Raw genomic sequence first — 11690 nt, 5'->3', positions numbered from 1 at the left:
TCTGATGAGTGAGGATTAAGCACCATGGCTTACAGTGAAAAGGTCATCGACCACTACGAAAACCCGCGCAACGTCGGCAAGATGAACGCGGAAGACCCGGATGTCGGCACCGGCATGGTCGGCGCTCCGGCGTGCGGCGACGTGATGCGTCTGCAGATCAAGGTCAACGACCAGGGCGTTATCGAAGACGCCAAGTTCAAGACCTACGGCTGCGGTTCGGCCATCGCTTCCAGCTCCCTCGCCACCGAGTGGATGAAGGGCAAGACTCTGGACGAAGCCGAGACCATCAAGAACACTCAGCTGGCCGAAGAACTGGCCCTGCCGCCAGTGAAAATCCACTGCTCGGTACTCGCTGAAGACGCCATCAAGGCGGCCGTTCGCGACTACAAGCAGAAGAAAGGCTTGATCTAAGCATTGCGCGACGAGTAAGGAGTCAACGATGGCTATCAGCATGACAGAAGCGGCTGCTCGACACGTGCGACGCTCCCTCGACGGGCGCGGCAAAGGTGAAGGGATTCGTCTGGGTGTTCGCACCACGGGCTGTTCCGGCCTTGCCTACGTGCTGGAGTTTGTCGACGAGGTGGTTGCAGAGGATCAGGTGTTCGAAAGTCACGGCGAGAAAGTGATCATCGACCCGAAAAGCCTGGCGTACCTGGACGGCACCGAACTCGATTTCGTCAAGGAAGGGTTGAACGAAGGCTTCAAGTTCAACAATCCCAACGTACGCGGTGAATGTGGCTGCGGCGAAAGCTTCAACATCTGAGGCTTGTCGTGGGTATTCCTTGTCATTTCGCTTTATTCGAGCTGCAACCGAGTTTCCGTCTGGATCTCGAGCAGTTGGCCACGCGCTATCGTGAGTTGGCGCGCGGTGTTCATCCTGACCGCTTTGCCGACGCTCCCGAGCGTGAGCAGCGGGCGGCACTCGAGCAGTCTGCGCGGCTTAACGACGCCTACCAGACGCTCAAGAGCCCGGCCCAGCGTGCACGCTACCTGCTGAACATCAGCGGGCATGAAGTGCCGATGGAAGTCACGGTCCATGACCCCGAGTTCCTTCTGCAGCAGATGCAGTGGCGCGAAGAGCTCGAAGACCTCCAGGACAGCGCCGATCTCGACGGTGTCGCGGTGTTCAAGCGTCGCTTGAAAGTCGCTCAGGAACAATTGAACGAAAGCTTCGCAGCCTGTTGGGATGATGCAGCGCAACGCGAACAGGCCGAACGCCTGATGCGGCGCATGCAGTTCCTCGACAAGCTCACCTACGAAGTGCGCCAGTTAGAAGAGCGCCTCGACGATTAACCCAGTGCCGCTCCGGTCGCACGCCTGATATACAGATAAGTCCTGATCACGATGGCCCTACTGCAGATCGCCGAACCCGGCCAAAGTCCTCAACCGCACCAGCGTCGTCTGGCTGTGGGGATCGACTTGGGCACTACCAATTCGCTGGTCGCTGCGTTGCGCAGTGGTCTTTCCGAGCCGCTGGCCGACGCTGACGGGCAAGTCATCCTGCCGTCCGCCGTGCGTTATCACGCCGATCGCGTCGAGGTTGGCGAGTCGGCCAAGCTGGCTGCGTCCTCCGATCCCTTGAACACTGTGCTGTCGGTCAAACGCCTGATGGGCCGTGGTCTGTCCGACGTCAAGCAGTTGGGCGAGCAACTGCCGTACCGCTTTGTCGGCGGCGAATCGCACATGCCGTTCATCGACACCGTGCAGGGTCCGAAAAGTCCGGTCGAAGTCTCCGCCGATATCCTCAAGGTGCTGCGTCAGCGTGCTGAAGCGACGTTGGGTGGCGAACTGGTCGGTGCGGTGATCACTGTTCCAGCCTATTTCGATGACGCTCAGCGTCAGGCCACCAAGGATGCGGCAAAGCTCGCGGGTCTGAACGTGCTGCGTCTGCTCAACGAGCCGACCGCCGCCGCCGTGGCTTATGGTCTGGATCAACATGCCGAAGGCCTGGTCGCGATTTACGATCTGGGCGGCGGTACGTTCGATATTTCGATTCTGCGTCTGACGGGTGGTGTTTTCGAAGTCCTGGCCACTGGCGGCGATAGTGCGCTGGGCGGCGACGACTTCGATCACGCGATTGCCAGCTGGATCATCGACAGCGCGGGTCTGTCTGCCGACCTCGACCCGGGCGCACAACGCAATTTGCTGCAAACCGCCTGCGCGGCCAAAGAAGCCCTGACCGACGCGGACAGCGTGGAAGTTGCCTACGGTGACTGGAAAGCGCAGCTGACTCGCGAAGCCTTCGATGCACTGATCGAGCCGATGGTCGCGCGCAGCCTGAAAGCCTGTCGCCGCGCCGTACGTGATTCCGGTGTTGAGCTGGAAGACGTGCACGCGGTGGTCATGGTGGGTGGTTCGACCCGCGTACCACGTGTTCGCGAAGCAGTCGCCGAAGCCTTCGGTCGTCAGCCATTGACTGAAATCGACCCGGATCAAGTGGTGGCCATCGGGGCTGCGATCCAGGCCGATACGCTGGCTGGCAACAAGCGCGATGGTGGCGAACTGCTGCTGCTCGACGTGATTCCGTTGTCCCTGGGGCTGGAAACCATGGGCGGGCTGATGGAAAAGGTGATTCCACGCAACACCACCATCCCGGTCGCCCGCGCTCAGGACTTCACTACTTATAAAGACGGCCAGTCGGCCATGGCGATCCACGTGTTGCAGGGCGAGCGCGAGCTGATCAGCGATTGCCGCTCTCTGGCACGCTTCGAACTGCGCGGCATTCCAGCGATGGTGGCCGGCGCGGCGAAGATTCGCGTGACCTTCCAGGTCGATGCCGACGGTCTGCTCAGCGTGTCTGCCCGTGAATTGGGTTCGGGCGTTGAGGCGAGCATTCAGGTCAAGCCGTCTTATGGTCTGACCGACGGCGAAATCGCCAGGATGCTGAAAGATTCGTTCCAGCACGCCAACGATGACAAGGTCGCTCGTGTTCTGCGTGAACAACAAGTCGATGCCCAGCGCCTGATCGAAGCGGTGCAGGGCGCTCTGGAGGCTGATGGCGAGCGTTTGCTCGACGCCGAAGAGCGCATGGTCATCGACCTGCAGGTGCAGGAACTCACTGAACTGATGAAGGGCACTGATGGTTTTGCCATCGAGCAGCAGACCAAGCGTCTGTCGCAAGTGACCGATGCTTTTGCTGCCCGCCGCATGGATCTGACGGTGAAAGCCGCTCTGTCGGGGCGCAACCTGAATGAAATCGAGGATATTTGATGCCGCAGGTCATTTTTCTGCCCCACGAGAAGTTCTGCCCTGAAGGCATGGTGGTCGAGGCTGATCCCGGCATTTCGATTCTCGAACTGGCTCACGAACACCACATCGAAATGGAAAGTGCCTGTGGCGGCGTTTGCGCCTGCACCACTTGCCACTGCATCATTCGCGAGGGTTTCGACTCGCTGGAAGAGGCTGACGAGCTGGAAGAAGACTTCCTCGACCGTGCCTGGGGCCTGGAAGCGCAATCGCGCCTGGCCTGTCAGGCGATCGTCGGTGAAGAAGACATTACCGTCGAGATTCCGAAATATTCGCTTAACCATGCGGCCGAAGCGCCGCACTGACTGGTAAGACTGTCATGAGCTACGGTTGGAATGATGTTCAACGCATTGCAGAAGAGTTGGCCGAAGCCAAGCCGGGTGTAGATCCGTTTTCTGTCAATTTCGTCGATCTGCAGCAATGGATCAAAGAGCTGCCGGATTTCGACAATACCTCTGGTCGTGTTGGCGAGAAGGTGTTGGAGGCGGTTCAGACACTTTGGGCCGAAGAATTGGACTGATCGTCCCCGCAGGTTAGGCAATACCCAAGAACCCGCGTATAATTCGCGGGTTTAATTTTTCGCAAATTACCGTTTCTGGAGTTACACCATGGCTGTTCAACGTACTTTCTCCATCATCAAGCCTGACGCTGTTGCAAAAAACGTCATCGGCGAGATCACCACTCGTTTCGAAAAAGCAGGCCTGCGCGTTGTAGCTTCGAAACTGAAGCAACTGTCCAAAGCCGAAGCTGAAGGCTTCTACGCTGAGCACAGCGCTCGTGGTTTCTTCGGCGACCTGGTTGCTTTCATGATCTCCGGTCCTGTTGTTGTTCAGGTTCTGGAAGGCGAAAACGCTATCGCTCTGAACCGTGAGCTGATGGGCGCTACCAACCCTAAAGAAGCTGCTGCCGGCACCATCCGCGCTGACTTCGCTGATTCCATCGACGCCAACGCTGTTCACGGTTCGGACTCCGAAGCCGCAGCTGCTCGTGAAATCTCGTACTTCTTCGCAGCTACTGAAGTAACCACTCGCTAAGCATTGGCTTAAGAGTGAAGGTGAATCCATGACTACATCGACTGTAAAAACCAACCTGCTGGGTCTGACTCAACAGGAAATGGAAAAATTCTTCGACTCGATCGGGGAGAAGCGTTTCCGTGCCGGTCAGGTAATGAAATGGATTCACCACTTTGGCGTCGATGATTTCGACGCAATGACGAACGTCAGCAAGGCCTTGCGCGACAAGCTCAAGGCTATTGCCGAGGTCCGTGGTCCCGAAGTCGTCAGCGAGGACATCTCCAGCGACGGCACCCGTAAGTGGGTGGTGCGCGTGGCGTCCGGCAGCTGCGTCGAGACCGTGTACATTCCCCAGGGCAAACGCGGCACTCTGTGCGTTTCGTCCCAGGCAGGCTGTGCCCTGGATTGCAGTTTCTGCTCCACCGGCAAGCAAGGCTTCAATAGCAACCTCACCGCCGCCGAAGTCATCGGTCAGGTGTGGATTGCCAACAAATCTTTCGGCAGCGTCCCGGCAACCGTCGACCGTGCCATCACCAACGTGGTGATGATGGGCATGGGTGAGCCGCTGCTGAACTTCGACAACGTCGTCGCCGCGATGCATCTGATGATGGATGACCTCGGCTACGGGATCTCCAAGCGCCGCGTGACCCTGTCCACGTCGGGTGTGGTGCCGATGATCGATGAGCTGGCCAAGCACATCGACGTGTCCCTGGCGTTGTCCCTGCACGCACCCAATGACGCATTGCGTAACCAATTGGTGCCGATCAACAAGAAGTATCCGCTTAAGATGCTGCTCGAGTCGTGCCAGCGCTACATGTCCGCCCTTGGCGAGAAGCGTGTGCTGACCATCGAGTACACCTTGCTCAAGGACATCAACGACAAGGTTGAGCACGCGGTGGAAATGATCGCGCTGCTGAAAGACATTCCGTGCAAGATCAACCTGATTCCGTTCAACCCGTTCCCGCATTCCGGGTACGAGCGGCCGAGCAACAACGCCATTCGTCGGTTCCAGGATCAGTTGCATCAGGCCGGTTTCAACGTCACTGTCCGCACCACCCGTGGCGAAGACATCGACGCTGCATGTGGTCAATTGGTAGGGCAGGTGCTGGATCGCACCCGTCGCAGCGAACGTTACATCGCCGTGCGCGAGTTGAGCGCCGATAGCGATCTGGCACAGAACGCCGCGAACACTAACTAAGAGAGGATCTCTATGTCCCTGCGCTTTGCGCTGCTGTTGCTGATGGCCAGCCTGTGTGCTGGTTGTGTCCTGTCGGGTGACTACAACCCGATGAAGACCAGCAAGGGCCGCGATGAAGCGCGGGCTGCCTACGTGCAGTTGGGGCTGGGATACCTGCAGCAGGGGATGACCGAGCGGGCCAAGGTGCCACTGAAGAAGGCGCTGGAGCTGGACGGTTCCGATCCTGATGCCAACGCCGCCCTCGGATTGGTGTTCCAGGCCGAAATGGAACCCAAACTGGCCGACGAACACTTTCGCAAAGCCTTGTCCTCCCGTCCCGCCGATGCGCGCATCCTCAACAATTACGGCAGTTTTCTCTACGAAGAGCAGCGTTACAAGGAAGCCTACGAGCGTTTTGAACAGGCCGCCGCCGATACGCTGTATCCTGAGCGTTCGCGCGTGTTCGAGAACCTCGGCATGACCGCGGCAAAGCTCGGGCAGCGAGAACTGGCGCAGCAGCAACTGGAAAAAGCCCTGCGGCTGAACCGTCAACAACCGCGCGCTTTGCTGGAAATGGCTGAGTTGTCCTTCGAAGACAGGCATTATGTGCCCGCGCGTGACTATTACGACCGTTTCAGCCTGCTAACCGAGCAAAATGCACGTAGTCTATTGCTCGGCGTTCGGCTGGCAAAAGTGTTTGAAGATCGCGACAAGGCCGCCAGTTACGGCCTGCAATTAAAACGACTCTATCCCGGTACGCCGGAATATCAGCAATACCTGTCGGAGCAATGATGAAAGCGGCGCATCCCGAAGTTGTAGCAGCGACTCGCGTTAATCCCGGTGAGACCTTGCGCCAGGCCCGCGAAAGCAATGGCTGGTCGCTGGCCGAAGTGGCCCTCAAGCTCAACCTCACCGTGACTTCCCTGAGCAATCTTGAAGCTGGCGCTTTCGACAAGTTGCCAGGGCATACCTTCGCTCGCGGTTACATTCGCGCTTATGCCAAATTGCTTGGCATGGACCAGACGGTTCTGGTTCAGCAATTCGACCAATCCACCGGCACCGACTCGCAGGGCAGCAACGTGCATGCGCTGGGTCGTATCGAAGAGCCTGTGCGGGTTTCCCACACCATTTTGCGGATCGTCAGCCTGTTGTTGCTGATTGCGGTCATCGGCGGCGGTTTCGTCTGGTGGCAGGATCAGACCTCGCTGCGCACCAAGGACGTGACCAGCCTCGCCCCGGAACACGTTGAAGTCGAAGGCGCCGACGGCACCACGCAGATTCACCCGATCGACGAGCCGGAAGACCAGGCCGTTGCCGAAGGCCAGACCGAGGGCGCGACCGCTCTGGCGCTGCCACAGTCGGAAACTACCGCTGAAGCGACCGGCGCCGAGCCAGCCGTTCCGGCCACTGCTCCGGCCGTGACGCCCGCTGCACCGGTTCACACCCCGGCCCCGGCTGTCGCCACCCCGGCTACCCCGACTCCGAACGTTCCGGCCACTCCAGCACCGACCGTGACTGCGCCAGTGGCTGCGGCCACCGCTGCGCCAACCGCAGAAGCAGCTGCTCCAGCTGCCGGCGACGGTCAGGTGCAACTGCAGTTCACCGCCGATTGCTGGGCACAGGTCACCGACGGTCGCGGCAAGGTGTTGTTCAGCGGTCTGAAACATAAAGGCGACAGCGTCTCGGTTTCCGGCAAGCCGCCACTGGCGGTACGCCTGGGTGTGGCTCGCGCCGCACAGGTCAGCTACAACGGCCAGCCGGTCGATATCGCTCCGTTCACCAGTGGCGAGACTGCTCGCCTGAAGTTGGGTCAATAAGTCATGCACGGCGAATCTCCAATCAAACGTCGCGTTTCGCGCAAGATCTGGGTCGGTAACGTGCCTGTCGGCGGCGATGCGCCTATCGCTGTGCAGAGCATGACCAACAGCGACACCAATGATGTTGCTGCCACCGTCGCCCAGATCAATCGTCTGGAAGCGGCCGGCGTCGACATCGTCCGCGTTTCGGTACCGGACATGGACGCCGCCGAGGCGTTCGGCAAGATCAAGCAACTGGTCAAGGTGCCGCTGGTTGCCGACATCCACTTCGACTACAAGATCGCTTTGCGCGTCGCCGAACTGGGTGTGGACTGCCTGCGCATCAACCCGGGCAACATCGGTCGCGAAGACCGTGTGCGCGCCGTGGTCGATGCGGCCCGTGACCGCGGGATCCCGATCCGCATCGGCGTCAACGCCGGTTCCCTGGAAAAGGATCTGCAGAAGAAGTACGGCGAGCCGACGCCTGCTGCGCTGGTCGAGTCCGCGCTGCGTCACGTCGAGCACCTTGAGCGCCTGAATTTCCAGGACTTCAAGGTCAGCGTGAAAGCCTCCGACGTGTTCATGGCCGTCGAAGCCTACCGCTTGCTGGCCAAGGAAATCGTCCAGCCGCTGCACCTGGGCATCACTGAAGCTGGTGGTTTGCGTTCGGGCACAGTGAAATCCGCCGTGGGCCTAGGTATGCTGCTCGCCGAGGGGATTGGCGATACTATCCGCATCTCGCTGGCGGCCGACCCGGTCGAGGAAGTGAAGGTCGGTTACGACATTCTCAAGTCTTTGCATCTGCGTTCCCGTGGCATCAACTTCATCGCCTGCCCGAGCTGCTCGCGGCAGAACTTCGATGTGGTCAAGACCATGAACGAGCTGGAAGGGCGCCTTGAAGACCTGCTGGTGCCGCTGGATGTCGCGGTGATCGGTTGTGTGGTCAACGGCCCCGGCGAAGCCAAGGAAGCCCATATCGGCTTGACCGGCGGCACGCCAAACCTGATTTACATCGACGGCAAGCCGTCGCAGAAACTGACGAATGACAATCTGGTGGACGAGCTGGAAAAGCTGATCCGCGAGAAAGCGGCCGAGAAGGTCGAAGCTGACGCAGCGGTTATCGCACGCGGCTGACCTGACTGAAGCGCCGAACGAATTTAAGGATTTAAAGTGAGCAAGTCTCTGCAAGCCATTCGTGGCATGAACGACATCCTGCCCGAACAGACCCCGCTGTGGCGTTATTTCGAGGGCACTGTCGCACGTCTGCTGGATAACTACGGTTACAAGCAGATCCGCATGCCGATCGTCGAGTTCACCGAGCTGTTCAAGCGCTCCATCGGTGAAGTGACCGACATCGTCGAAAAAGAGATGTACACCTTCGAAGACCGCAACGGCGACTCCCTGACCCTGCGTCCGGAAGGCACTGCGGCGTGCGTGCGTGCGGTGCTGGAACACGGCATCACCGGCGGTGGTCAGGTTCAGAAGCTCTGGTACATCGGCCCGATGTTCCGTCACGAGCGTCCGCAGAAAGGCCGTTATCGCCAGTTCCACCAGATCGGTCTGGAAGTATTCAATCTCGACGGTCCGGACATCGACGCCGAGCTGATCATCATGACCTGGCGCCTGTGGGGCGAGCTGGGCATCCGTGATGCGGTCAAGCTCGAACTCAACAGCCTGGGCACCAGCGAGTCCCGGGGTCGCTATCGTGAAGCGCTGGTCGAGTACCTCTCGGCGCACCACGACAAGCTCGACGAGGACAGCCAGCGTCGCCTGAAAACCAACCCGTTGCGTGTACTCGACACCAAAAATGCCGACACTCAAGCGGTGCTGGTCGATGCGCCGAAAATGGCCGACTACCTGGATGACGAATCCCGTGCGCACTTCGAAGGTCTGAAGGCGCGCCTGGACGCGGTCGGTATTCCGTACGTGCTCAACCCGAAACTGGTGCGCGGCCTCGATTACTACAGTAAAACCGTATTCGAATGGGTCACCGACAAGCTCGGTGCCCAGGGCACTGTCTGCGCGGGCGGTCGTTACGACGGTCTGGTCGAGCAGATGGGCGGCAAGCCGACCACTGGCGTTGGTTTCGCCATGGGCATCGAGCGTCTGGTGTTGATGCTCGAAACCCTGGAGCAGATCCCGGAAGAAATCTCCCGTCAGGTTGACGTCTACCTCTGCGCTTTCGGCGAACAGGCCGAACTGGCCGGTCTGGCCCTGGCCGAGCGTGTGCGTGACCAGCTTCCAAACCTGCGTCTGCAAGTCAATGCCGGCGCCGGCAGCTTCAAAAGCCAGTTCAAGAAAGCCGACAAGAGCGGTGCACTGTACGCACTGATCCTGGGTGACGACGAAATGGCCCAGCAAGTGGTAGGTTTCAAACCCCTGCGTGGCCAGGGCGAACAACAAAGCATTGCCTGGGATGCGCTTGCCGCTCACCTGGCCACCTGCGTCGTGCAGGGTTGAAGCTGTCTAAACAGCCGATTTAGCGATTAAGGAGTATTGGGGTGTCGAGTACCGAAGACGAACAGTTGGCGGATTTGAAGGACTGGTGGACACGTAACGGCAAACCTCTGGTCACCGGCGGCCTGTTGGCGCTGGTCATCGTGTTCGGCTGGCAGGCTTTTCACAAGTATCAGAGCAACCAGTCGCAAGGCGCCTCGGTGCTCTATCAGCAACTGCTGGAAACCACGCTGACCCCGGACGGCAAGCCTGACGCTGCGCGCGTTGCAGATCTGGCCGGCAAGCTCAACAGCGAATTCGGCGGTACGGCGTATGCGCAGTACGGCAGCCTGTTCGTGGCCAAAGTGGCCGTCGACAGCGGCAAGCTGGACGACGCAGCGACCGAACTCAAAGCCATTGTTGCCAAACCGGCGAGCCCGGCGCTGGGCGAAATCGCCCGTCAGCGTCTGGCGCAGGTGCTGGGTGCGCAGAACAAGGCCGATGAAGCTCTGAAGCTGCTCGACGGCGATGCCGACAAGGCGTTCCTGGCCACTCGTGAAGAGCTCAAGGGCGACCTGCTGGTGCAGTTGGGTCGTACCGACGAGGCGAACAGCGCGTATCAAAAAGCCAAGGCGGCACTGTCGGATGAAGCGGCAGTCGGCGGCCTTCAAATCAAGCTCGACGACCTGGCCAAAGGGGATGCGTGACGTGATCCGTTGGAAGCATGCAGCATTGCTGGCTCTGGCCATTCTGGCCGCGGGTTGCAGCAGCAACAGCAAAAAAGAATTGCCACCGGCCGAGCTGACCGACTTCAAAGAAGAAGTAGTCCTGCAGAAGCAGTGGAGTCGTTCGATCGGTGACGGTCAGGGCGAAACCTACAACATGCTGGTGCCGGCGATCGACGGTGACACCATCTACGCGGCCGATGTAACCGGCGTGCTGATGGCCATGGATCGCAGCAATGGCGACGTGAAGTGGAAAAAGGATCTTGACCTGCCTGTCTCCGGCGCCGTTGGCGTGGGTTACGGTCTGGTCACGATCGGTACCCTGAAGGGTGAAATCGTTGCTCTCGACGCCATCAACGGCGAAGAGAAGTGGCGCGCCCGGGTGTCCAGCGAAGTCCTCGCGCCGCCGGCCAACAACGGTGACGTGGTGGTGGTGCAGACTCAGGACGATCGTCTGATCGGCCTGGACGCGGCTACCGGCAACCGTCGCTGGACCTACGACAGCACCCCTGCGGTACTGACCCTGCGCGGCACCAGTGCGCCAGTCGTGACCAACCGCCTCGCGGTGGCTGGGCTGTCGACCGGTAAAGTGGTCGCCCTGGACATTTCCAACGGTGTGCCGGTCTGGGAGCAACGCGTCGCGATTCCAACCGGTCGTTCGGAACTGGAACGCGTGGTCGACATCGACGGTGGTCTGCTGCTGTCCGGTGAAACCCTGTACGTCGCCAGCTATCAGGGTCGCGTCGCGGCACTCGATCTGCAAAGCGGCCGTCAACTCTGGCAGCGCGATGCGTCGAGCTATGCCGGTGTTGCCCAAGGTTTCGGCAGCGTCTACGTGAGCCTGTCTTCGGGCACCGTTGAAGGCGTTGACGAGCGTTCCACCACAGCACTGTGGAGCAACGACTCGCTGGCTCGCCGTCAACTGTCGGCTCCGGAAGTGTTCTCCAGCTACGTAGCCGTCGGTGACCTGGAAGGTTACCTGCACCTGTTGAGTCAGGTGGACGGTCGTTTTGTGGGTCGTGAGCGTATCGACAGCGACGGCCTGCGTGCCCGTCCGCTGGTGGTGGGCAACACGATCTATGTGTATGGCAACAGCGGCAAACTGGAAGCCCTGACCATCAAGTAACAACTATGCTTGGGGTTAACACCCCCAGGCAGCCTCACTTGTGGGAGCGGGCTTGCTCGCGAAGGGCGTCAACGATGACGCGTACAGGCTGAATAAACGCGGTGCTGCTACGGTTTTTCGCAAGCGGCCCGTTCCCACAGTGTTGCCCCGAGCACCAGCCGCTGCCTCGCA

The 11690-nt window shown here is 59.9% G+C and carries 14 protein-coding genes; all 14 read left to right on the top strand.

What is annotated here, in order from left to right; all coding sequences use genetic code 11:
- Positions 1 to 24 precede the first annotated feature (24 nt).
- The 14 genes from iscU (at position 25) to bamB (ending at position 11519) form a co-directional block, all read left to right on the top strand.
- On the top strand, positions 25 to 411 hold the full coding sequence (gene iscU / locus AC0J41_RS20890) for a Fe-S cluster assembly scaffold IscU (RefSeq protein ID WP_003227907.1): 387 nt from the start codon (positions 25 to 27) through the stop codon (positions 409 to 411).
- Positions 412 to 439: 28 nt separating this feature from the next.
- Positions 440 to 763 carry an iron-sulfur cluster assembly protein IscA gene (iscA, locus tag AC0J41_RS20885; RefSeq protein ID WP_003227904.1) on the top strand — a complete coding sequence of 108 codons (324 nt, stop codon included), beginning with the start codon at positions 440 to 442 and terminating at the stop codon, positions 761 to 763.
- 8 nt (positions 764 to 771) lie between these two features.
- Entirely contained in the window at positions 772 to 1293 is a 522-nt protein-coding gene (hscB, locus tag AC0J41_RS20880) for a co-chaperone HscB (RefSeq protein WP_473013502.1), read from the top strand.
- 51 nt (positions 1294 to 1344) lie between these two features.
- The gene (gene hscA / locus AC0J41_RS20875; protein ID WP_473013501.1) at positions 1345 to 3210 is read left to right on the top strand and encodes a Fe-S protein assembly chaperone HscA; all 1866 of its coding nucleotides are present in this window, start codon (positions 1345 to 1347) and stop codon (positions 3208 to 3210) included.
- The gene (gene fdx, locus AC0J41_RS20870; protein WP_473013500.1) at positions 3210 to 3551 is read left to right on the top strand and encodes an ISC system 2Fe-2S type ferredoxin; all 342 of its coding nucleotides are present in this window, start codon (positions 3210 to 3212) and stop codon (positions 3549 to 3551) included. Before hscA ends, fdx begins: the two co-directional genes overlap by 1 nt.
- Positions 3552 to 3565: 14 nt before the next feature.
- Positions 3566 to 3766 carry a Fe-S cluster assembly protein IscX gene (gene iscX, locus AC0J41_RS20865; RefSeq protein ID WP_008084655.1) on the top strand — a complete coding sequence of 67 codons (201 nt, stop codon included), beginning with the start codon at positions 3566 to 3568 and terminating at the stop codon, positions 3764 to 3766.
- 88 nt (positions 3767 to 3854) lie between these two features.
- Positions 3855 to 4280, top strand: coding sequence for a nucleoside-diphosphate kinase (gene ndk, locus AC0J41_RS20860; RefSeq protein ID WP_007916882.1), 426 nt, complete (start codon positions 3855 to 3857; stop codon positions 4278 to 4280).
- A 28-nt stretch (positions 4281 to 4308) separates the two neighbouring features.
- Positions 4309 to 5457, top strand: coding sequence for a dual-specificity RNA methyltransferase RlmN (rlmN, locus tag AC0J41_RS20855; protein WP_025109218.1), 1149 nt, complete (start codon positions 4309 to 4311; stop codon positions 5455 to 5457).
- A gap of 12 nt (positions 5458 to 5469) precedes the next feature.
- Positions 5470 to 6228, top strand: coding sequence for a type IV pilus biogenesis/stability protein PilW (gene pilW / locus AC0J41_RS20850; protein WP_025109217.1), 759 nt, complete (start codon positions 5470 to 5472; stop codon positions 6226 to 6228).
- Entirely contained in the window at positions 6228 to 7253 is a 1026-nt protein-coding gene (locus AC0J41_RS20845) for a RodZ domain-containing protein (protein ID WP_473013499.1), read from the top strand. Before pilW ends, AC0J41_RS20845 begins: the two co-directional genes overlap by 1 nt.
- Before the next feature lie 3 nt (positions 7254 to 7256).
- The gene (ispG, locus tag AC0J41_RS20840; RefSeq protein WP_025109215.1) at positions 7257 to 8366 is read left to right on the top strand and encodes a flavodoxin-dependent (E)-4-hydroxy-3-methylbut-2-enyl-diphosphate synthase; all 1110 of its coding nucleotides are present in this window, start codon (positions 7257 to 7259) and stop codon (positions 8364 to 8366) included.
- 36 nt (positions 8367 to 8402) lie between these two features.
- A complete protein-coding gene (gene hisS / locus AC0J41_RS20835) occupies positions 8403 to 9692 on the top strand; it encodes a histidine--tRNA ligase (protein ID WP_007964435.1) in 1290 nt (429 codons plus the stop codon).
- 41 nt (positions 9693 to 9733) lie between these two features.
- Positions 9734 to 10375 carry a YfgM family protein gene (locus tag AC0J41_RS20830; RefSeq protein ID WP_473013498.1) on the top strand — a complete coding sequence of 214 codons (642 nt, stop codon included), beginning with the start codon at positions 9734 to 9736 and terminating at the stop codon, positions 10373 to 10375.
- A complete protein-coding gene (bamB, locus tag AC0J41_RS20825) occupies positions 10368 to 11519 on the top strand; it encodes an outer membrane protein assembly factor BamB (RefSeq protein WP_025109213.1) in 1152 nt (383 codons plus the stop codon). Before AC0J41_RS20830 ends, bamB begins: the two co-directional genes overlap by 8 nt.
- Positions 11520 to 11690 lie beyond the last annotated feature (171 nt).

It is taken from the genome of Pseudomonas sp. Arb-4-2C (assembly GCF_055755015.1).
Note: the sequence above shows the minus strand (reverse complement) of the source record. Positions and strands in the feature narration are given on the sequence as shown.